At 64.7% G+C, this 21,804-nt stretch carries 20 protein-coding genes and 1 pseudogene; 18 read left to right on the forward strand and 3 right to left on the reverse strand.

Annotated features, from left to right (window positions below; translation table 11 throughout):
* The first annotated feature begins 70 nt into the window (after nucleotides 1-70).
* From LL06_RS08625 to LL06_RS08640, 4 genes are all read left to right on the forward strand, one after another.
* Nucleotides 71-1,849, forward strand: coding sequence for an ABC transporter ATP-binding protein (locus LL06_RS08625; RefSeq protein ID WP_161784953.1), 1,779 nt, complete (start codon nucleotides 71-73; stop codon nucleotides 1,847-1,849).
* A gap of 101 nt (nucleotides 1,850-1,950) precedes the next feature.
* Nucleotides 1,951-2,277, forward strand: coding sequence for an antibiotic biosynthesis monooxygenase family protein (locus LL06_RS08630; protein ID WP_035525009.1), 327 nt, complete (start codon nucleotides 1,951-1,953; stop codon nucleotides 2,275-2,277).
* Between the two features lie 91 nt (nucleotides 2,278-2,368).
* Nucleotides 2,369-3,379: an NAD(P)-dependent oxidoreductase gene (locus LL06_RS08635; RefSeq protein ID WP_081963814.1), complete on the forward strand. Its 1,011-nt coding sequence runs from the start codon at nucleotides 2,369-2,371 to the stop codon at nucleotides 3,377-3,379.
* A complete protein-coding gene (locus tag LL06_RS08640) occupies nucleotides 3,358-4,566 on the forward strand; it encodes a M24 family metallopeptidase (RefSeq protein WP_035525012.1) in 1,209 nt (402 codons plus the stop codon). The genes LL06_RS08635 and LL06_RS08640 overlap by 22 nt, the downstream gene beginning before the upstream one ends.
* A 69-nt stretch (nucleotides 4,567-4,635) precedes the next feature.
* Here LL06_RS08640 and LL06_RS08645 read toward each other — a convergent pair whose 3' ends face one another.
* The gene (locus LL06_RS08645; RefSeq protein ID WP_210165716.1) at nucleotides 4,636-5,109 is read right to left on the reverse strand and encodes a MarR family transcriptional regulator; all 474 of its coding nucleotides are present in this window, start codon (nucleotides 5,107-5,109) and stop codon (nucleotides 4,636-4,638) included.
* Between the two features lie 279 nt (nucleotides 5,110-5,388).
* A complete protein-coding gene (locus LL06_RS08650) occupies nucleotides 5,389-6,282 on the reverse strand; it encodes a LysR substrate-binding domain-containing protein (protein ID WP_052161335.1) in 894 nt (297 codons plus the stop codon).
* A gap of 132 nt (nucleotides 6,283-6,414) precedes the next feature.
* Here LL06_RS08650 and LL06_RS08655 point away from each other — a divergent pair, with 132 nt between their 5' ends.
* From LL06_RS08655 to LL06_RS08685, 7 genes are read left to right on the forward strand one after another with little or no spacing between them, the layout of a single operon-like run.
* Nucleotides 6,415-7,965 (forward strand): ABC transporter substrate-binding protein, encoded by a 1,551-nt coding sequence (locus tag LL06_RS08655; RefSeq protein ID WP_035525016.1) that lies wholly within the window; start codon nucleotides 6,415-6,417, stop codon nucleotides 7,963-7,965.
* A gap of 21 nt (nucleotides 7,966-7,986) precedes the next feature.
* Complete coding sequence (locus LL06_RS08660; RefSeq protein ID WP_035525018.1) at nucleotides 7,987-8,868, forward strand: dihydrodipicolinate synthase family protein; 882 nt, start codon at nucleotides 7,987-7,989, stop codon at nucleotides 8,866-8,868.
* Between the two features lie 33 nt (nucleotides 8,869-8,901).
* On the forward strand, nucleotides 8,902-9,861 hold the full coding sequence (locus tag LL06_RS08665) for a nucleoside hydrolase (RefSeq protein ID WP_035525020.1): 960 nt from the start codon (nucleotides 8,902-8,904) through the stop codon (nucleotides 9,859-9,861).
* Nucleotides 9,858-10,826, forward strand: a complete 969-nt coding sequence (locus LL06_RS08670) for a nucleoside hydrolase (RefSeq protein WP_035525023.1) — start codon at nucleotides 9,858-9,860, stop codon at nucleotides 10,824-10,826. Before LL06_RS08665 ends, LL06_RS08670 begins: the two co-directional genes overlap by 4 nt.
* A gap of 4 nt (nucleotides 10,827-10,830) precedes the next feature.
* Nucleotides 10,831-11,808, forward strand: a complete 978-nt coding sequence (locus tag LL06_RS08675) for an ABC transporter permease (RefSeq protein ID WP_035525026.1) — start codon at nucleotides 10,831-10,833, stop codon at nucleotides 11,806-11,808.
* A complete protein-coding gene (locus LL06_RS08680) occupies nucleotides 11,805-12,743 on the forward strand; it encodes an ABC transporter permease (protein ID WP_035525030.1) in 939 nt (312 codons plus the stop codon). The genes LL06_RS08675 and LL06_RS08680 overlap by 4 nt, the downstream gene beginning before the upstream one ends.
* A 3-nt stretch (nucleotides 12,744-12,746) precedes the next feature.
* Nucleotides 12,747-14,552 (forward strand): ABC transporter ATP-binding protein, encoded by a 1,806-nt coding sequence (locus LL06_RS08685; protein ID WP_035525033.1) that lies wholly within the window; start codon nucleotides 12,747-12,749, stop codon nucleotides 14,550-14,552.
* Between the two features lie 14 nt (nucleotides 14,553-14,566).
* Here LL06_RS08685 and LL06_RS28200 read toward each other — a convergent pair.
* Nucleotides 14,567-14,674: pseudogene (locus LL06_RS28200) on the reverse strand (IS6 family transposase); the annotation flags it as partial.
* Here LL06_RS28200 and LL06_RS08690 point away from each other — a divergent pair.
* From LL06_RS08690 to LL06_RS08720, 7 genes are all read left to right on the forward strand, one after another.
* The gene (locus LL06_RS08690; RefSeq protein ID WP_035525036.1) at nucleotides 14,654-14,938 is read left to right on the forward strand and encodes a hypothetical protein; all 285 of its coding nucleotides are present in this window, start codon (nucleotides 14,654-14,656) and stop codon (nucleotides 14,936-14,938) included. The pseudogene LL06_RS28200 and the gene LL06_RS08690 overlap by 21 nt on opposite strands.
* Before the next feature lie 59 nt (nucleotides 14,939-14,997).
* Complete coding sequence (locus tag LL06_RS08695; protein WP_035525039.1) at nucleotides 14,998-16,914, forward strand: AMP-binding protein; 1,917 nt, start codon at nucleotides 14,998-15,000, stop codon at nucleotides 16,912-16,914.
* A 163-nt stretch (nucleotides 16,915-17,077) separates the two neighbouring features.
* On the forward strand, nucleotides 17,078-18,289 hold the full coding sequence (locus tag LL06_RS08700) for a mandelate racemase/muconate lactonizing enzyme family protein (RefSeq protein ID WP_035525042.1): 1,212 nt from the start codon (nucleotides 17,078-17,080) through the stop codon (nucleotides 18,287-18,289).
* 42 nt (nucleotides 18,290-18,331) lie between these two features.
* Nucleotides 18,332-18,670 (forward strand): carboxymuconolactone decarboxylase family protein, encoded by a 339-nt coding sequence (locus LL06_RS08705; RefSeq protein WP_035525045.1) that lies wholly within the window; start codon nucleotides 18,332-18,334, stop codon nucleotides 18,668-18,670.
* A gap of 114 nt (nucleotides 18,671-18,784) precedes the next feature.
* Nucleotides 18,785-19,729 (forward strand): tripartite tricarboxylate transporter substrate binding protein, encoded by a 945-nt coding sequence (locus LL06_RS08710; RefSeq protein ID WP_081963818.1) that lies wholly within the window; start codon nucleotides 18,785-18,787, stop codon nucleotides 19,727-19,729.
* A gap of 60 nt (nucleotides 19,730-19,789) precedes the next feature.
* Nucleotides 19,790-20,275 carry a tripartite tricarboxylate transporter TctB family protein gene (locus LL06_RS08715; protein WP_161784954.1) on the forward strand — a complete coding sequence of 162 codons (486 nt, stop codon included), beginning with the start codon at nucleotides 19,790-19,792 and terminating at the stop codon, nucleotides 20,273-20,275.
* Nucleotides 20,276-20,284: 9 nt separating this feature from the next.
* Nucleotides 20,285-21,802: a tripartite tricarboxylate transporter permease gene (locus LL06_RS08720; RefSeq protein ID WP_035525050.1), complete on the forward strand. Its 1,518-nt coding sequence runs from the start codon at nucleotides 20,285-20,287 to the stop codon at nucleotides 21,800-21,802.
* Nucleotides 21,803-21,804 lie beyond the last annotated feature (2 nt).

Genomic DNA, 21,804 nt, shown 5'->3' on the forward strand with positions numbered 1-21,804 from the left:
GACGACGATGGACGAGCAGAGAACGGAGGCCACGGATTTGCCGAACCCCCTGGGACAGGATGCGGACGCCTTGCGCATAAGCGGACTGACGCTCGCCTACAGAACGCCGGACAACCGGCTGAACGAGGTGGTGCGCGGCGTCGACCTGACCTTGCGCCGGGGCGAGATTCTCGGCCTGGTCGGCGAGTCGGGCTGTGGCAAGTCGACCACCGCTCTCGCGGCCATCGGCTTTCGCAGCGCCGACATCCGGGTGCTGGGCGGCGAGGCTCTGCTGGGCGCGGATGACCTTCTGTCGATGCCGCGCGAGGCCTTGCGCGCCATCTGGGGCAAGCGCGTCGCATTCGTGGCGCAACAGGCCGGCCTGGCGCTGAACGCCTCCCTGCCCATCGGCCGGCTGCTCGCCGACCCGATCCAGAAGCACCTCGGTCTCACGGGCGAGGTGCTGCGCCGCTACCAGATCGAGCTTCTCCGACGCGTCGAGATCAGGGATCCGGAGCAGGCGCTGGCGAAATTTGTGTTTCAGTTCAGCGGCGGCCAGCAGCAGCGTCTGGCGATCGCGATCGCGCTGTCATGCCGGCCCGAGATTCTCGTCCTGGACGAGCCGACGACCGGCCTGGACGCCACCACCCAGGCCCATATCTCGGCGCTGCTGGTGACGCTCGTGCGCGAGGGCGGCGTCAGCGTGATCTATGTCAGCCACGACCTGGCCCTGCTGCACGACATCGCCGACCGCATCGCGGTGATGTATGCGGGCGAGATCGTCGAGATCGGCGATGCCGACGACATCGTCACGGCGCCGCGTCATCCCTATACGCGCGCGCTGATGATGGCTGCCCCCAGCATCAGGACGCCGGGCATGGTCGCCGGGATCCCGGGCCGTCCGCCCCTGTCGACGGTTCGCGGCGGCTGCGGCTTTGCGCCCAGATGCCGCTACGTTCTCGACGCCTGCACGCGCCAGGACGTGGCCCTGCTCGCCCGCGGCGGCCACCCGGTGCGCTGCCTGCGCGCCACCGAACTGCCACCCGGCGCGCCGGGCCTTGCCCCGCTCGAATCCGTCCCGGTGGGCGATGTCGTGCTGAAGGTGAGCGATCTGGTCTGCCAGTACTCCAAATGGATGACGCCGACCGTGCGCGGCGTCAGTCTCGAGGTAAGGCACGGCGAAACGATCGGCATCATTGGCGAGAGCGGGAGCGGCAAGTCCACGTTTCTGAGGGGCATTGCGGGTCTTCTGCCGCCGACGTCCGGGAGGGTCGAATTCCGCGGCAAGCCGCTGGCAGGCTCGGTCGCGGACCGGCATCGCGCCGAGCGCAGGGACCTGCAACTGATCTTCCAGAACCCCGATTCCTCGCTCAATCCGCGCCAGACGGTCGGCGCGATCCTCAAGCGCCCCATTCGGCTGTTCCGTGGCCGCCTCGACCACGCGCAGGAACATGCCCTGCTCGAGCGCCTGCTCGACGATGTGCAATTGCCGCGCGCCGTTCTGCATCGCTACCCGGCTGAACTCTCCGGCGGCCAGAAACAGCGCATTGCGATCGCGCGGGCATTTGCCGCCGACCCGGCCGTGCTCCTGTGCGACGAGATCACCTCTGCCCTGGATGTTTCGGTGCAGGCCTCCATCCTGGAAATCCTGGTCAGGCTTTCGCACGAGCGTGGCGTCGCCACGATCTTCGTGAGCCACGACCTGGCCGTCGTCAGGATGCTGGCGGCGACGACACTGGTGATGCGCAATGGCGCCCTCGTCGAGGCCGGGCCGACCGCCGAGCTGTTCCGGTCTCCGCACCATGACTACACGAGGACCCTCCTGGCCGCCGTCCACGACCTTCCGCGCGGCGCGTTGCCGCAACCTTAGCCACGGCCGCAGGCGAAGCAGGCGCGACTGCGGGCCCACCGGCCCCGAACGCAAGCCTTCGCCCTGCCAATCAACCCATCAACACCCCAAAGGAGACCATCATGGCCACAATCGATCCATCCAAGAAACTGCTCACCCTGATCAACGTCGTCGAGGTGGACCCCTCCAAATGCGACGAGGTGGTCAAGATGTTCGTCGATGCGACGACCGCGGTGATGTCGGGCCTCGACGGCTTCGTCTCGTCGAGCATCCATCGCAGCCTCGACGGCAAGCAGGTCATCAACTACGCGCAGTGGGAAAGCGAAGCCGCCCTGGAGGCCGCCCGCAACAATCCCGACACCCACATCTACTACCAGCAGATGGACGCCTACGCCAAGAGCTACAATCCCATGCTCACCACCGTGATCGACAGCCAGGGCCACAAATAGGCCGGACGAACGGCTGCGACACACCGCTTCCCGCACTTCGCGGGGGCGGACCCAACCGACCCGTTTCAAACAGACATGTAGGACGAACTCGATGCCAATTCCCACGAGCACGATTGATTTTCTCGGAATGGAGGATTTCGACGGTATCTTCGATCACGCCGTTCAGGCGCTGCGCGCGCAGGGCCACGACGTCGGACGGTACACGGACGGAAGCGCCTATCTCGCTTCGGGCCGCCTGAACCGGGCGGACGTCATCGTCGATGTCGACGTCCTGCAGATCGGCGCCCGGGAAATGGACGCGGCGACGCGCCTTCGCGCCCTGATCTCGCCGGTGATCGGCACCGAGGAATTCGATCACGAGGCAGCCACCGCGCGGAGCATCCTGATCGCCAACGGACAGACCGTCGAGAACTACACCAGCATGGCCGAAGCAGGCATCATGCTCATCCTCGCGTCGCTCTACGAGTTCGACCGGGCTCTCACCTTCATCACCAATCCGTCGGCCCGCCCCGGATATCCGCGCGCCCGCACGCTGCGCGGACGCACCGTCGGCATCATCGGACTGGGCAAGATCGGCCTGGCGATGGTCGAGCGGCTCAAGGGCTTCGAGTGCGCCGTGCAGGCCCATGTCCGCACCCCGCGCTCCTTGCCCGATGGCGTGGCGGCTGCATCGCTCGACGATCTGCTGCGCACCAGTGACGTGGTGGTGGTCGCCACCGAACTCAACGATCAGACGCGCGGCATGCTCGGCGCCGACAAGCTCGCGCTGATGAAACCCGACGCCGTGTTCGTGAACATCGCACGCGGGGCGATAACCAACGACCTGGCGCTGGCCAACCTCGCCACCGAGCGGCCCGAGATGCGGCTGGCGCTCGACGTGTTCGATCCCGAACCGCTCAGCCCGGGTAGCCCGCTGCGCGACCTTCCGAACGCCATCCTCACCCCGCACATGGTCGGCCACACCAAGGACACCTTCGATCGCATGCCGCTGATCCTGCTCGAGAACGTCGAGCGGGTCCTGACCGGCCGCGTGCCGCAATTCGTCTGCAATCCCGCCGTGATCGAGGCTTGGAGCGCCAAGTGGCGGGGAGCGTCGAACTGATGGAGCCGTCGCGCTTCGCCCGCATGAGCGGGGCCGAGATCGAGCGGCGGCACGCGCGTCTCACCGCCGCCGCCGATGCGCTGCGGCTGGACGCGATCGTGGCCGTCGGCGACGAAGACGACATGTCGGGCTATGTGCGCTGGTTTACCGACGAGCCGGTGAGTTCGTACCGGACGGTGGTGATGTTCGTGCCCGGCGAGGGCGTCACCGTGATCGAACACGGCAATGCGGACGGCTTCCGGACCCACGACCGCGCTGCGGCGGATTATCCGGGCGTTGTCGGCATCGCCACCGTCGCGTCGTTCCAGTCGGTCGCCTACACGGCCGGCCTCGAAGCGGCGACCTTGATCGGGATGGTCCGCAAACGCGGATTCACCCGCATCGGGCTGGCCGGCATGGACAACATGCCGAACCGCTTCGTGCGCATGATCCATGACGGCCTTGCCGGCGCGGTCACGCTCGAGGACGTCACAGACGACGTCGACGCGATGATGGTGGTCAAGAGCCCCGAGGAGCTCGAGCACATACGCGCCGCCGCGGCGCTGCAGGACGCCGTATTTGCGGACATCCTGCCGCAGTTGCGGCCGGGCATGCGCGAGATCGACATCACGGCGCTCGCCCGATCCGCCTCGCTCGGCCTGGGCGGCGCCGGCGGCGTCATCCTGGCGGGATCGGCCCCGCAGGGACAGTTCGCACCGTTCAAGCTGCCCAACAGCCAGACGCGCGTCGTCGAGGCGGGGGACTATGTCTCCCTGCTGATCGAGAACGCCGGTCCGTCGGGGCATTTCACCGAGATCGCGCGCAACATCGTCTTCGGCAAGGCGCTGCCTGTGCTGCTCGAGCCGAGCTCCGAGGCGCATGCGCTGCAGACCAGTATTCTGCGCTCGATGCGGCCCGGCGCCGCCTGCGCAGATGTGTATGCCGAGCACAACCGTCAGAGGCTTGCGGCCGGCCATCCCGCCGAGACGCGGATCTTCGCCCATGGGCAGGGCTACAATCTGGTCGAGCGGCCGCTCATCCGGCAGGACGAGCCGATGGCGCTGCTGGCCGGAATGAATCTCGCCGTTCACCCGACGCTGGCCGATTGCCGTAGCTGCTTCGCCGTGATGTGCGACAATTTCGTGCTCGGCGAAGACGGTTCGATGACGCGGCTTCACCGGACGGAGCAGAAAGTCTTCGAGATCTGACGGACCGATGCGGCCTGGGCCGCACTCCGCCGCAGGCGACGACGGCCGCGCCGCGCCGCCCGCCCGCTCTCAGTGCTCCAGTTGCTCGTACATCTGCTTGGTGAGCTTGTTCATCAGGTCGATGTCGTCTTCGGCGATGCCCATGAACGCCCGCGCGGCAACGGTGTCGACCTTTCGCAGGGCGATATCCAGGGTCTGGCGCCCGTGCGGCGTCAGCGAGACTTCGATGGACCGCGCATCCTTCTGCGACACGCTTGTCGAGACCAGTTCCTGAGCGACCATTCTCCGGATGATCTTGGCTGTGGTCGAGATCATGGTCGCGGCTTCATCCGAGATCTGCGTGACGGTCGCGGTCCCGCGCTTTCCCAGAATGCTCAGCACGCGCCAGCGCGGCGTGTCGATGCCAATCGGCTTCAAGACGGCGTCGAGCCGGCGGTGATAGATCGAGATGAGCCGAGACATATTGTAGAACGGCCATTCATCGAAAACAAAATTGTCGTGCGCGAGCTCGAATTTGCTGCGCGGGCGCTGGTACTGATTCATCATAAAACTCCGTTTGTCGAATATTCCACGATTTCCGCGACTAAGTCCAGCGTTCACACGGCAGGCATGTGCGTGTTGGTCGAGTGTCCCGAGGGCCGGCATGTTGGCCATGCCCCCGCGCTCTCATCCAGTTTGAGGTTCAAACTGGCCCACTCAGCGGACCAGGACATGAAGCGAGGCCGTTTTTTGAAGAGCAGATCATCGGGAGAGTGAAGGAGGATGCGGCCGGGATTGCGGCTTTGGAGCTCTGCCGCAACGTGGCTTCAGCGACGCCCGCATCTACAGGTCACGCGGTTGCTTCATCAGGCTCTGCACCAGCCCTATCAGCTCGTCGAGAACGGCAATCCGTTGGGCGCCGGCGGGACGGATTGCGAAATAGGAGACGTCGATCCGGGGCTCGAAGGGGATGGCCACGATGTCGGCCTTTGCGGCATTCAGGCTGGTTTCGTCGACAATCCCCACACCCATGCCCGCTGCGGCAAAATGGCAGCAGTTCAGCATCGAGGTTTCCATCGTGCTGACAGGCTGGTGATCTTCATGGGAGAAGGCGCGATCGAGCGCCAGCCTCAAGGGGGAATTGCGGCCGGGGATCAGCACGCGCTCATCGAGCAGGTCGGCCGGGACGATGACATTCCGGTCCGCCAGCCGGTGCCCCTTCGCCATCGCCGCCACGGCGTGGGAGCTGTGCAGCAGCACCGCATTCTTGTCCGCCATCCGCGGCGAGCCGTAGACGAGACCGAGATCGTAGCGGTTCTGCTCGACCATGTTCCAGATGTGGCGGCTGTTCTCGACGTCGATCACCAGGGGAATGTCCAGGCGATGACCGAGGCTCTGCCTGAGCGCCTGGTGCAGATACGGCCGGACCAGCGAGGTGACGCTGGCCACGCGGATGACGGTATTCTTGTGCAGGCGGATGTCATCGGCGGCCTGGGCGATCTGGTCGAGCCCCAGATACAGACGCTCCACTTCCCGGTAGAGCTGCGCGGCTTCGGAGGTCGGCACCAGACGCACGCCCACCCGTTCGAACAGGGGGATCCGGACAGCGATCTCGAGGTCGCGAATGAGCCGGCTGACCGCGGGCTGGGTGACGTTCATGGCGTCCGCCGCGGCCGTGATGCCGCCGGTCATCATCACGCTCCTGAAGGCTTCGACCTGCCGGGGTTTCAATCGCACGCCACGCCATCCCATAATATTTGAACATGAAGTGTGCACCAAATACAATTTTTATCGCACAGGAGAAAGGGATAACTGAAACGTCGACCCCGCAAAGGAGAGTGCGGGCCGGATAACCTGGAGGAGTCCACCATGAAAATTTCCGCACGCGCGGCCATTCTTGCTGCGTCCGTCGTCTTCGCGCCGCTGGCCGGTCACGCCCAGGACCTGACGATCGGCCTTGCCGCGTCGACCACATCCATGGATCCGCAATTCTATGTCGTCGGCCCCAACAGCGCCATGGCGCGCAACATCTTCGACGGCCTGGTCAACCAGGACGACAAGCAGCAGTTGCAGCCGGCGCTGGCGGTGTCATGGACCGCCGTCGACGAGACGACCTGGGAATTCAAGCTGCGCGAAGGCGTCAAGTTCCACGATGGCAGCGATTTTACCGCTGAGGATGTGGTGGCCAGCATCAAGCGGGTGCCGCTCGCCTCGGCCAACAGCCCGAGCTCGTTCGCGCCCTATGTGAAGGCGATCACCGATGTGGTCGCGGTCGATCCGCTGACCGTCCGCGTCACCACGGCCGAACCGACGCCGCTTCTGCCCAACAATCTCAGCCGCATCGCCATCCTGCCGGCGGAGATGGAGAACACGACGACGGAAGAGATGAACTCCGGCACCGGCGTCATCGGCACCGGTCCGTTCAAATTCGTCTCCTGGTCCCCGGACGAGAACGTCGTTGTCGCGCGCAACGAGGATTACTGGGGCGAGAAGGCCGTGTGGGACACGGTCACCTTCCGCATCTTCAAGAATTCGAGCGCACGCGTTGCCGCCATCCTTTCCGGCGATGTCGACATGATCGAGAGCATTCCGACCGCCGACACCCGCAGGCTCCAGTCGTCCGACGATCTGACGGTGACCAATGTCGCGGGCAACCGTGTGATGTATCTGCACATGGACCAGGATCGCGAGGTTTCGCCCTTCGCCAAGGGGCCGGATGGCAAGAACCCGCTCCTGAAGCCTGAAGTCCGCCGCGCATTGTCGCTGTCGCTCAACCGTCAGGCGATCGTCGACCGGATCATGGACGGGCAGGGCGTCCCTGCCGGCCAGTTGGTCCCGGAAGGCTATTTCGGCTACGATCCGTCGATCGCGGTTGATCCCTACGATGCGGAAAAGGCGACCCAGTTGCTCGCCGACGCGGGCTATCCGGACGGCTTCTCTCTCACCTTCCATGCCTCCAATGATCGCTATCCGAACGATTCCAAGGTCGCCCAGGCGATCGGCCAGTTCTTCAACCGGATCGGCGTCAAGACAGAGGTCGAGACGCTTCCGGCCAGCGTCTATTTCAGCCGCGCCTCCAATCTGGAATTCAGCTTCATCATGGGCGGCGCCGCCGTCGAGACCGGGGAAGCCTCCGGCGTTCTCGGGCCGCTCTTGGAAACCTACGGAGAGAAGTCGGGCCAGGGCAATCGCGGCCGGTATTCCAACCCGGACTTCGACAAGGCGCTCAACGAGGCCCGCGTCACGCTCGACGATGAAAAGCGGGAAGGACTGCTTCAAAAGGCCATGGACATCGCCATGAGCGACCTCGGTGTCATCCCGGTCTTCTATCTCGCCAATACTTGGGCCATGAAGGACGAGTTCTCCTATCCGGGGCGTTCGGACGGCTACACGCTGCCCTATTACGTGACGCCCAACTAGGCCGGGAAAGGGGCATACACCATGGCTTTCAGCGGCGTATTTCCCTATCTCGTCTCTCCGGTCGATGCCTCCGGCGAGGTCTTGACCGGCGTTCTCGCCGATCTGGTGGACCATCTCGTCGAAGCCGGGGTCCATGGTCTGACCCCGCTCGGCAGCACCGGTGAATTTCCCTATCTCTCCCAAGAGAAGAAGCGCAACGTCGTCGACACGGTGATCTCGGCCAATCGCGGCCGGGTTCCCGTTGTCGCCGGCGTTGCGTCGACGTCGATCATCGATGCCGTTGCCCAGACCGAATCGATGGTCGAGGCCGGGGCCGACGGCATTCTTGCGGTGCTCGAGGCCTATTTCCCGGTGAGCGAGGCGGGTGTCGAGGAGTATTTCAAGGCCATCGCCCGGGCGGCCAGGGGCCGTCCCGTGGTGCTCTACACCAATCCGCAGTTTCAACGGTCGGATCTCAGCCTGCCCGTCATCGAGCGGCTGAGCCATGTCGACAACATCGGCTACATCAAGGATGCATCGACCAATACGGGGCGCCTTCTCTCCATCATCGAGAGGACGCGCGGCCGCATGGAGGTGTTTTCAGCGTCCGCGCATATTCCGGCCTGTGTGATGATGATTGGCGGAGTGGGCTGGATGGCCGGTCCCGCCTGCATCATCCCAAAGCAGAGCATCGCGCTCTACGACGCCGCCAAGGCCGGAGACTGGACTCGGGCGATGGAGCTCCAGCGCCCGCTCTGGCGGGTCAACGAGATCTTCGCAAAATATTCGATCGCCGCCTGCGTCAAGACGGCCCTCGATCTCCAGGGCTTTGCGGTGGGAGCGCCGATCGCCCCGCAGCAGCCGCTGGGCGAGGCGGCCCGCTACGAAATCGCCGCGGTCCTTCGCGACGTCGGCGCACTCTGAGCGTCTTCCTCCGGCAATTTAGGGCATTTCAGCATGAAGACGATTCCGATTATTGTCGACTGCGATCCGGGTATCGACGATACCATCGCGCTTCTGACGGCCTTCGTGTCGCCGGAACTCGACATTCTCGGCATCACCCCCGTGTGCGGCAACCAGCCGCTCGGACGCACCGTCCTCAACGCGCTGCAGGTCTGCGAACTGGGCGGGCGCCCCGACATTCCGGTCTATCCCGGCTGCTTCCGGCCGATGCTCCGCGAGCCCATTCATGGCCAGTTCCACGGCAAGACCGGACTTGGCAACACGACGCTGCCCGATCCCGTCAAGACGGCGGAAGAGATGTCGGCCGTCGACTTTCTGATCGAGGCGTTGAGCCTGGCCAGCGCCAAGGGGGAGCCCGTCACCCTTTGCTGCCTCGGTCCGATGACCAATCTCGCCGTCGCCCTGCGCATCAAGCCGCAGATCGCCGACGGCATCGGCCGCGTCGTGATGATGGGCGGCGCCTATCGCGAGCCCGGCAATCGCACGATGACGTCGGAGTTCAACGTTCTGGCCGATCCGCATGCCGCCCATGTGGTGTTTTCGAGCGGGATCCCGATTGTTGCGCTTGCCCTGGATGCGACCCATCAGGTCATGCTGAAGCCCGAGCATGTCACCGCATTTTCCCGGGTCGGCGGACGCATTTCGCACGCGCTCGGAGAACTGATGGCCTTCTGGGACCGCAATGACGTCGCCCGCTACGGCTCGCGCGGCGGCCCGCTGCACGATCCGCTGGTCATCGCCTATATTCTGGCGCCGCACCTGTTCGGGACCACGCGGGCGCGCATCTTCGTCGAATACGAGAGCGAGCTGTGCATGGGCCAGACGATCGCCGACTGGTACGGCAAGAGCGGGCTGGAGCCCAATGCCGAGATCGTCACCCGGGTGGATGCGCAAGGGGTGATCGATTTCTTCCTCGACCGCCTGTCGCGATATGCCGAGAAGGTCCCGGCATGAGCGTTCACAGGATCATCATCGACACAGATCCCGGCCTGGACGACGCCGCGGCCATCCTGATGGCTCTTGCCTCGCCGGAGATCGAGGTGCTCGGCCTGTCCGTCGTGGCCGGGAATGTGCCGTTGCAGGATGCGCTGATCAACGCCTGCAAGATCGTGGGGCTGAGCGGCCGGACCGATGTGCCGGTGCATGGCGGCGCCGCCGGTCCGCTTGTGCGCGACCGGGTGCTGGGGAAATACGCCGGGATCGGCGCCTTCGACGATCGCCTCGTGCCCGCGGGGCAGATCCGCCCGGCGGAGGAAAACGCCGTGCGGTTCATCGTCCGGCTCGCGCGCGAAGCCGCAAGGACCGGCGATCCCGTCACCATCTGCGCCATCGGCCCGATGACGAACATCGCCCTGGCGCTGGTCCAGCATCCCGACGTCGCCAGGGGCATCGGCCGCATCGTCCTCATGGGCGGAGCCTTTGCCGCCATGGGGCACCGCACGCCCTGGGCGGAATTCAACGTCTATGCCGATCCGCATGCCGCTGATGTCGTTTTGCGCTCCGGCGTGCCGATCGTCATGATGCCGCTCGACGTGACGTTCAAGACTTTGTTCACCCGGGAGCATTTCGAGGCGTTCCGCCGCGGCGGCGCTGCGGGTCAGGCCCTGAGCAACCTGTTCACGACCTTCGACCGCTCCGACACGGCGCGATTCGGACGTCCGGGAGGGCCGATCCACGATGCGACGACGATTGCCTGGCTGCTTCGTCCCGACCTGTTCAAGGGCGAGGACGTCCATGTCGGCGTCGAGCTCATGGGCGTGACGATGGGACATACCTATGCCGATTTCCACAACAAGCTCGGCCGGCAGAGCAATGCCACCGTCATCACCGATGTGGACCAGGCCGGATTTACCAAACTGCTGATTGAGCGTATCGGCCGTCACGGCGGCGCGCGTTCACAGCCGATGCCGGAGGCATGACACCATGAGCGGATATCTCTTCAGCCGGCTGGTCCAGACCGCGCTCACGCTCCTGGTCATGTCGATCCTGGTCTTCGCCGGCCTCTATCTTGTCGGCAATCCGGTCGACGTGCTGTTGAGCCCGACCGCGACGCCGGCCGAAAGGCTGCAGGTGATCCAGTCCTTCGGCCTCGACAAGCCGGTATGGGAGCAATACTGGCTCTTCCTCAGCCGCGCCTTGTCGGGCGACCTGGGCAATTCCTTTGTCTTCAACCAGCCGGCGCTGACGCTGATCCTCAAGCGGATGCCGGCGACGCTGGAACTGGCCTTCGTCGCCCTGATGATGGCTTTGGTGATCGGCATCCCGCTGGGCATCTATGCCGGATTGAAGCCCAAGAGCCTGGTCTCCAAATCCATCATGACCTTCTCGATCCTGGGCTTCAGCCTGCCGACCTTCTGGATCGGTCTCATGATGATCATGCTCTTCAGCGTCTATCTCGGATGGCTGCCGGCATCGGGCCGCGGCGAGACGGTCCCGGTCCTGGGGGTCCCGCTCAGCCTGTTGACGATCGACGGGTGGTCGCATCTGCTCCTGCCCGCCCTCAATCTCGCGCTGTTCAAGATATCGCTGGTCATCCGGCTGACCCGCGCCGGCGTGATGGAGACCATGCAGCTCGATTTCGTCCGCTTCGCCCGGGCCAAGGGGCTCCCCGAGCGTCACATCGTCATTGTCCATGTGCTCAAGAACACGCTCATTCCGCTGATCACCGTCATCGGCCTCGAACTCGGGTCGCTGATTGCCTTTGCGGTGGTGACCGAGACGATCTTTGCCTGGCCGGGCATGGGCAAGCTGATCATCGACGCCATCAGCGTTCTCGATCGGCCTTTGATCCTGGCCTATCTGATGATCACCGTGGTGATGTTCAGTCTCATCAATCTCCTCGTCGACATCCTCTACTCGATCGTGGACCCCCGCGTCCGCCTCGAAGGAAATTCGCAATGAGCAAGACCACTCCCGCGACCGCATCGATCCACTCCGACGAGGCAGAAGCCCCGGACCGGCCCGCGCGCGCGCCGGCCTGGCAGGTGGTGTCGGCGCTGCTGCACGACAGGCTGGCCCTTCTCGGCATCATCCTCGTGACGATCTTCATTCTGGCCGCCGTGCTGGCGCCTCTGATCGCGCCGCAGAATCCCTATGATCTCGGCCAGCTCGACATCATGGACGGCCGCCTGCCGCCCGGATCCGAAAGCATGACCGGCATGATCTATGTGATCGGCACCGACACCCAGGGCCGCGACCTGTTCAGCGCCATTCTTTACGGGCTGCGCACCAGTCTCCTGGTCGGCCTTTCAAGCGCGGCGATTGCGCTGGCGATCGGCGCATCGATCGGGCTTGCCAGCGCCTATGTCGGCGGACGGCTGGACGCGGTGCTGATGCGCATCGTCGACATCCAGTTGAGCTTCCCGGCTATCCTGATCGCGCTGATCTTCCTCGCAATCCTCGGCCAGGGCGTCGACAAGATCATCCTGGCGCTGGTCGTCACCCAATGGGCCTATTACGCGCGCACCATTCGCGGATCGGCGCTGATCGAGCGCAAGCGCGCCTATGTCGATGCCGCGCGCTCGCTGGCCCTGCCCGACAGGCGCATTGTCTTCCGGCACATCCTGCCCAACTGCCTGCCGCCGCTGATCGTGGTCGCCACCATGCGTGTCGCCTACGCCATCATGCTCGAAGCGACGCTCTCCTTCCTCGGCATCGGCCTGCCGGTCACCGAACCGTCGCTCGGCCTGTTGATCTCCAACGGCTTCGATTACCTGCTTTCCGGTGATTACTGGATCAGCCTGTTTCCGGGCATCGCGCTTCTCCTGCTGATCGTCGCCATCAACCTGATCGGCGATTCCCTGCGCGACATCATCAATCCTCGGCGCGAGAGCTAACCCATGATCAAACCGATCCTCTCCATCAAAGATCTCAGCGTCGCGTTCCGCGCCGGCGACCAGTGGCGCAATGTCGTGCGCGACGTGAGCTTTGACATCGGGCCAAGGGAAACGGTCGCGCTGGTCGGCGAATCCGGGTCGGGCAAGAGCGTGACGGCGATGTCCGTCATGCGGCTGCTTTCGCCGAGCAATGCCCGCGTCACTGGCCAGGTCGACTTCGAGGGACAGGACCTGTTGGCCCTGCCGTTGCAGGCGATGCAGTCCATCCGTGGCAACCGCATCGGCATGATCTTCCAGGAACCGATGACCTCGCTCAATCCGGTCCTCAAGATCGGCCAGCAGATTACCGAGGTGCTCGTGCATCACCGTGGCATGTCGAAGACGCAGGCAGAGGCGGAGGCGGTGCGCCTTCTCGAAAAGGTCCGCATTCCCTCGGCAAAATCGCGCCTCAACGAGTATCCGATGAACTTTTCGGGCGGCATGCGCCAGCGCGTGGTGATTGCCATCGCGCTTGCCTGCGATCCGAAGCTTCTGATCGCCGACGAACCGACCACGGCGCTCGACGTGACCATTCAGGCCCAGATCCTCGAGCTCATCAAGACGCTTCAGGACGAAGAGGGCATGTCGGTGCTGTTCATCACCCACGACATGGGCGTGGTGGCCGAAATCTCGGACCGCACCATCGTGATGTATCGCGGCGAGCAGGTGGAAACCGGGACGACGGTGGACATTTTCGCGGGCGCCAAGCATCCCTACACCCGCGCGCTCCTGTCCGCGGTTCCGCAACTGGGCTCGATGACGGGCAAGGACCGCCCGCTGCGCTTCCCGCAGGTGGAAATGGCGACCGGCGAAATCCGGCCGGTGAAGCCGACCAAGGACACGGTCAAGCGCGACGAGCCGTCGATCCTGAAGGTCGACAATCTCGTCACCCGCTTTCCGATCAAGGCCGGTTTCCTGCGCAGGACCATCGGCCGTATTCATGCGGTCGAAGGGGTCTCGCTGGAGCTGAAGCAGGGCGAGACCCTCTCGCTGGTCGGGGAATCGGGCTGCGGCAAGTCGACCACAGGACAATCGATCATCCGCCTGACCGAGCCTGTCTCCGGGGATGTGCGCATTGACGGCAAGAATGTCATCACGGCCGGCCGGTCCGAACTCGCCGGCATCCGCCGCGAAGCACAGATGATCTTTCAGGACCCGTTCGAGAGCCTCAATCCGCGCATGCGCATCGGCGAAGCGATTGCCGAGCCGATTGTCGCCCACGACCTGGCCGGTCAGGCCGATGCCCAGAAGCGGGTCGGCGACCTTCTGGAGCGCGTCGGGCTCTCCGCCTCCATGGGCGATCGGTTCCCGCACGAATTCTCCGGCGGCCAGCGCCAGCGGGTCTGTATCGCGCGGGCGCTCGCGCTGGAGCCGAAGCTGCTGATTGCAGACGAGGCGGTGTCCGCGCTGGACGTTTCTGTGAAAGCCCAGGTGATCAACCTGCTGCTGGACCTGCAGGAGGAGTTCGGCCTTGGCTATCTCTTCATCAGTCACGACATGGCCGTCGTCGAGCGCATCAGCCACCGGGTGGCGGTCATGTATCTCGGCGAGATCGTCGAAATCGGGCCGCGGCAGGCGGTGTTCGAAAATCCGCAGCACGACTACACAAAGCGCCTGATGGCCGCCGTGCCGATCGCCGATCCGACGCGCCGGCAAACGCGCCGCATTTCCAGCGACGAGATCAAGAGCCCGTTCCGGCCGGCCGATTTCGTCCCGCCGAAACGCCTCTACACCGAGGCGGGTGAAGGCCATTTTGTCCAGGTTTCATAAGACCTTGTGTTGGGTACCGGGCCGCAGCGCGGCCGGCGCAGCGGGCGCATCCGCGTCCCGATCGCCGGCGCGCAGGCCGGAACCCGGCGGCTGATCGTCTGATGGTCGATCTCCAAACCGCGGCCACGGAACATGACCTCCGGATCGCGACGGCCGGGCCGACAGTGCAGATGCCCGGCAACCGCCTGCACCAAGGCTACTTCCCGGAATACCGTCTCTCGACATCGTCCCGCGACCGGCGCGGCAACGCCGTTTGCAGTGCGCGCCCGACCTTCGACGCCATGCGGTTGAGCGCAGTGATCCTGCGCTTCGATCCACTCCTTGGATCGTTGGAGCTTCGATCTGAATTGGCTCGGCGCGCAGCGGTTCGGTATCAGATGGGGTGAGGCCGCATCGCAAACAGCAGTCCGGCACGCCAGAAGACATCCACGCGGAGCACCGAGCCATGAGCCGTTATCACGACACATACGCCCGCTGGCGTGACGATCCTGAGAGCTTCTGGGCGGAAGCGGCTGCGGAGATCGACTGGTTTCGGCCGGCCGACACGGTATTTGACCCCGAGCAAGGACCGTTCGGCGCCTGGTTTGCCGGTGCGCTCTGCAACACCTGCCACAACTGCGTCGATCGCCACGTCCAGGCCGGCAACGGCGACCGGATTGCCGTCCGCTACGACAGCCCCGTGACCGGCAAGCAGGGCAATTATTCTTTCGACCGTCTGTTGCGCGAAGTCTCGGCGCTTGCTGCCGTCATGCGGCAACGCGGGGTCGGCAAGGGCGATCGTGTCCTGATCTACATGCCGATGGTGCCCGAAGCGCTGGTGGCGATGCTGGCCTCCGCGCGGCTGGGCGCCGTGCATTCGGTCGTCTTCGGCGGATTTGCGGCGGAGGAACTGGCGTTGCGCATCGAAGATGCGACCCCCAAGCTCATTGTCTCCGCGTCGTGCGGGATCGAGACGCTTCGGGTGGTGGCCTACAAGCCGCTGCTGGACGCGGCGATCGCGCAATCGCAGCACAAGCCCGCGACATGCCTGATCCTGCAGCGCAAGGAGCACCCGTGCGCGCTGATCGACGGCCGCGACGAAGACTACGCCGCCTGCCTGGAGGCCGCGCTGGCCGCATCTGAAGGCACCGAATGCGTTCCGGTGGCGGCAACCGATCCGCTCTATATCCTCTATACCTCCGGCACGACCGGCAAGCCCAAGGGCGTCGTTCGCGACAATGGCGGCCACATGGTCGCCTTGAAATGGACAATGGCCCATCACTACGGGCTGGCGCCGGGAGAGACCTTCTGGGCCGCTTCCGACCTCGGCTGGGTCGTGGGGCATTCCTACATCTGCTATGGGCCACTGCTTCATGGCTGCGCCACCGTGCTCTACGAGGGCAAGCCCGTGGGAACTCCGGATGCCGGCGCGTTCTGGCGCGTGATTGCCGAGCATGGCGTCGCCGCCCTGTTCACCGCGCCGACTGCGCTGCGCGCCATCCGCAAGGCCGATCCGGAAGGCAATTGCATCGCTGAGCACGACCTCAGCCGCTTCCGCACCCTGTTCCTGGCCGGCGAGAGATCGGATCCGACGACGGTAAGCTGGGCCGAAGACAAGCTGCAACGACCCGTCGTCGATCACTGGTGGCAGACGGAAACGGGATGGCCCATGAGCGGCAACCCGGTGGGCCTCGGCCTGCTGCCGGTCAAGCCCGGGTCTGCCGGCGTTCCGATGCCGGGCTACGATATCCGGGTGCTTGCCGACGACGGCACCGAAAAGCAGCCCGGCGAACTGGGCAACATCGTCTGCCGCCTGCCGCTGCCGCCGGCCGGTTTCACGGGCCTGTGGAACGCCGAGGGGCGATACCGCGAGACCTATTTCTCGGAATTTCCGGGCCACTACGCCACATCGGATGCCGGTTATCGCGACGCGGACGGATATGTCTTCATCATGGCGCGGACCGACGACGTCATCAACGTGGCGGGCCACCGGTTGTCGACCGGCGCGATGGAAGAGGTGATCGCCAGCCACCCCGACGTCGCCGAATGCGCCGTGATCGGTCGCGCCGATCCCTTGAAGGGACAGCTTCCCCTGGGCTTTCTGGTGCTGACGGACGGCGCGAGCCGCGACGAGGGCGCGCTGGAACGCGAGATTGTCGCCTTGATGCGCAAGCGTATCGGCCCGGTTGCGGCATTCCGCAATGCGCTGATCGTGGCACGGCTGCCCAAGACACGTTCGGGAAAGGTCCTGCGCGGAACCATGCAAAAGATCGCCGATGGCGTCAGCGTGGCGGTTCCGGCCGCCATCGAGGACCCCGAGGTTCTCGAGGAGATCCGCGCCGCGCTGGGGCGGTATGACAGGGCGGCGGGGACCCAAGCATGATGTCCCGCACCGGTCTCGTTCCGAGCCACCGATACAATTTGTGGATCCATCGCAACAGTCTTGGAACTGGAGATTCCGCAAGATTGGATCACAGTCAGTCACAGGCACAGCAGCGCAAGAGGGCGGCGGCATGGCCGCGCACCGAGATCAGAGGCACTTCACGATGACGAAAATCAGCAAGGTCGAGACACTCAGTTGTGACGCCGGCTGGCGCAATTACTATTTCTGCAAGGTGACGCTCGAGAACGGGACCATAGGCTGGAGCGAATACGACGAGGGCTTCGGGTCGCCAGGAGTCTCCGAGGTCATCGCAAAGCTTGGCAATCGTCTTGTCGGCCTGTCGGTGATGGACCATGAACGGTTTTATGCCGAGGCCTACTGCCTGATCCGGCCGGCGGCGGGCGGCATCGCCTCGCAGGGGATCGGCGCCATCGAGAATGCGCTTCTGGACGCCAAGGCCAAGGTGCTGGGCGTGCCCTGTTTCGAACTGCTGGGCGGGCGCATGCGGCCTGCCGTGCCGGTCTACTGGTCCCATTGCGCGTCCTGGAGGATCAACCACCCGCAGGTCTACGGCAACCCGATCAAGACCCTCGACGGAGTCCGCCAGGCCGGCGCCGAGGCGCGCGAGAAAGGCTTCCGCGCAGCGAAAACGAACCTCTTCGCCCTCGACGACAACCATGAAAACCCGAAATCCTGGCGTCCGGGCTTCGCTGCGCCCTTTCACCCCGAGCTCAATCCCACGCCGAAATTGCTGCGCAACCTGCGCCAGCATCTCGAGGCCATGATCGACGGAGCGGGTCCGGACGTCGAAATCCTGCTCGACCTCAATTTCAATTTCCGCACGGAGGGCTTCGTGCGCGCCCTGCAGGAGATCGCCGATCTGCCTCTGTTCTGGGTGGAGATCGACTCCTACAGCCCCGAAGCGCTGGCCTACATCCGCAGCCGCAGCCCGCATCCCATCAGCTCGGGCGAGACCTTGATCGGCATCCGCGACTTCCTGCCGTTCTTTCGCGCCCAGGCCCTGGACGTCGCCATCGTCGACACCGTCTGGAACGGGGTCTGGCAGTCCATGAAGATCGCCAATCTTGCCGAAGCCTTCGAAGTCAACGTCGCGCCGCACAATTTCTACGGCCACCTTTGCACGATGATGAATGCGCATTTCTGCTCGGCCATTCCGAACCTGCGGATCATGGAGCTCGACATCGATCGCACGCCGTGGGACGCGGACCTTTTCTCCGTCGTGCCGCAGGTCAAGGACGGAATGCTGCAGGTGCCGGATACGCCCGGCTGGGGGATCGAGCCGATCGAGGAACGCATCCTTGCCCGGCCGCCGCTCAAGGATGCCGGTCTGTTCCGGCCGCGGACCGCGGCCTGAGAAATCCACCACAAGATCAACGCACTCAAACAGGAGAGAACCATGCTGGACTGGAAAGAATATCGACGCGAAGTCAAAGGCCGCGTCGGCGACCTGGCGAAGGCCGCCCCGGAAGCAATGAAGGGCTATGTCGCGCTTGCGACTTCCGGCGACAAGGCGCAGCACCTCGACGGCAAGACCCGCGAACTGATTGCCTTGGCAGTGGCCGTGACCACCCATTGCGACGGCTGCATCGCCAGCCATGTCGAAGCGGCAATCAAGTACGGCGCGACCAAGGAGGAGCTGTCGGAGGCCCTGGGCGTCGCCATCGCGCTTAATGCCGGCGCGGCGCTGGTCTACTCGGCGCGCACGCTTGACTGTTTCGATCAAATGTCCGCGTAAGCGGTCGATCTTGGCTTGGCGCCGCCGCCGCTGACTGCAAGGAGAGGCAGTCTCGGCAACGCGGCCGCGGCGGCAGCCACGTCTCAAATCAGACTATCACCGGGAGGAAAAATCATGAATCGACTCACTGTCCTGCGTCTCGTGGCGGGCGCGACACTTGCCCTGAATGTAAGCGCGGCGATGGCCGCGGACTGGCCGGACGGACCGGTCCAGGTCGTGGTGCCCTTCGGCGCCGGCGGCGACACCGATTTCAATGCCAGAGTGTTGTCGAAATACCTCGAGCCGATCCTCGGGGTGGCGATGCCGGTGGTCAACGTCACCGGCGCAGGCGGGACCATCGCCGCCCGTCAGGTCATGGGAGCCAAGCCCGACGGCCAAACCGTCCTGTTCTTCAACACGTCCTTTCTGGCAAGCACGGCGTCCGGAATGGCCGATTTCAGCTTCGAGGACTTCGACATGGTCGGCATTGCCGCCCAGGAGCCCGGCGCGGTGATCAGCGTGAACGGCCAAGCGCCCTGGAACACCATGAAAGAGCTCATGGACGCCACCAAGGCTGACCCCGGCGGCATCGACCTGACGACCAATACCGGCGCCACCACCTATCTGATCGGCAGCCAGCTCAATGGCGCGGGAGCCGAATTCAACTTCGTCGATGTCGGCGGCGCATCCGGCCGGCTCACGGCGATCCTTGGCGGCAATGTCGACGTTTCGCAGAACCCGATCGGCCAGGTGCTGCCCTATGCCCAGAACGGGGAGCTGAAAATCCTTGCCTCGCTGTCTTCGGAGCGCACCGACGTTCTGCCGGATGTCCCGACCCTGAAGGAACTGGGCTACGACATCGAGCTGCAGCTCGAATATTTCTACCTTTTCCCCAAGGGCGTTGATCCGGAGGTGATCAAGACCTTTGCCACCGCGATCCAGAAAGTCGTCGAGGAAGACGAGGGCTATGCGGGAGAAATCTACAAGGCCTTCTATCAGAAGCCCCACTGGCTGGACGCCGAGGCCGCCACGGCGCGCCTTCGCGAGGTGCTGGCGACCATGGAGAAGGTCGAGTTCTGATCCGAAGCCGGTGCCCCGTCCCCGGGGCACCGGTTCGATTTCTCCGAAGGAGGACTGCCCGTGACATCATCTGCTAGGGATCTGCTCTCTTCCATCCTGTTGTGCGCGCTGGGTGTCGCGGTCCATCTGGACGCGCGCACCATCGTGCCGCGTTTCAAGACCGGCGTGGATTCGGGGCTCTTTCCCGAAGTCGTTTCGGCGGTGCTGGTCGTGATGGCCGCGATCATCGCCCTGTCGGCTGTCCGCGAGATGAGGCGCAAGCCTCCGGTCGACGGGGCGCCGGGGGAGCCGGCGGAGGAAGGGCCCGTCAACCGGGCCCGTGTCTGGGGCGCCGTCGCCGTGACGGCACTCTACATTGCGGCCATGCCGCTGACAGGCTTTCTTGCCGCGACGATGGTCTTCCTCTTTGCTCAAATGTGTCTGCTGGCCCAACCCAGCGAGCGGCGCTGGCTGGTGTTTGCGCTCGTCGCCGTCGTGGCGGCCATCGCGATTCACCTGATCTTCGTCCGCGGGTTCGGATTGCCGCTGCCACGCGGAATTTTCTAAGGACATGTCATGACCAACCTCTCGGGCATCCTTGACGTTCTGGCGCTTGGACCGCTTCTGGCCATTTTCGGAGGAGTGGCTCTCGGCATCGTCTTCGGATCGATCCCCGGCCTGACGGCCACGATGGCCGTTGCCCTGTGCCTGCCGCTGACATTCGGCGTGGAGCCGGTCACCGCCTTGTCGCTGCTGGTCGGGCTTTACATCGGCGGCATCTCCGGAGGGCTGATCACCGCGATCCTGCTCAACATCCCCGGCACGCCATCCTCCATCGCCACTGCGTTTGACGGCTATCCGATGTCGCAGCGGGGCGAGGGCGGCAAGGCCCTGGGCATCGCCATCCTCTTCAGTTTCCTGGGCACGCTGGTCGGCTGCGCCGTCCTGTTTCTGGTCGCTCCCCCGCTGGCCCGCATCGCCTTGAAATTCGGCAGCTTCGAATATTTCGCCATCGCCGTCTTCGCGCTCACCCTGGTGGCCGGGCTTTCGGGCGGCAACATGGCCAAGGGAATCGTCAGCACCCTGATCGGCCTGCTGGCCGCGATGATCGGCCTGGCCCCGGTCGACGCCTACACGCGGTTCACCTTCGGCCTGCCGGCGCTCGATGGCGGGCTGTCGCTCCTGCCGGTCCTGCTGGGGATGTTCGCGGTGTCGGAAGTGCTCAAATTCGCCGAGCAAACCCTACAGGGCCGAGTCGACCGGGCTCCGCGGTTCGCGATGACGGGCTTTTTCGGGCTGACCGGCCCGGAGTTCCGCAGTTACCTGCCGAACTTCGCCCGCTCGAGCGCGATCGGCGTCGCAGTCGGGCTGTTGCCGGGTATCGGCGCCGCCTCCTCCAATCTGCTGGCCTACATGGCGGCGCGGAGCGCCTCGCACGATCCCAAAAGCTTCGGCAAGGGCAATCCGCAGGGGCTCGTCGCTTCGGAAAGCGCGAACAATGCCGGGATCGGCGCCGCGATGGTCCCGTTGATGGCGCTCGGGATCCCTGGCGATTCGGTGACTGCGCTGATGCTCGGCGGATTCCTCATCCACGGCATCCAGCCCGGCCCGCTGCTCTTTGCCACCAACGGCCCGCTGGTTTATTCGATCTTCACCGCCTTGGTGCTCGCCGCGGTGGTGATGCTGGCGCTGGAATACTGGGGCATCCGCCTGTTCATCCGGATCCTGTCGGTGCCCAAGCACTATCTGCTGTCGATCGTGCTGGTCATGTGCGTGGTGGGCGCCTTCGCCGCCAACAATCGCATGTTCGATGTCTGGACGCTGTTCGCCTTCGGCCTGCTGGGCTATGCGATGCTGCGCTTCGACTATCCCTTCGCGCCGCTGATCCTGGGCTTCATACTGGGGCCGATGATCGAGGAGAACCTGCGCAGCGCGCTGATGTCGACCCGCGGAGATTTCCTGCCGATCCTTGAACGGCCGGTCGCGGCGATTTTCCTGGGATTGGCGGTCTGCTATCTCGTCGGCTATACAGTGAGCCGGATTGTCCGCATGCGCCGCGAACGCAAGTCCGGCCAGGCGGCGCGGCAGGAGTGACG

Origin of the sequence: Hoeflea sp. BAL378 (assembly GCF_000759435.1) — a bacterium.
Classification (GTDB): Bacteria; Pseudomonadota; Alphaproteobacteria; order Rhizobiales; family Rhizobiaceae; genus Hoeflea.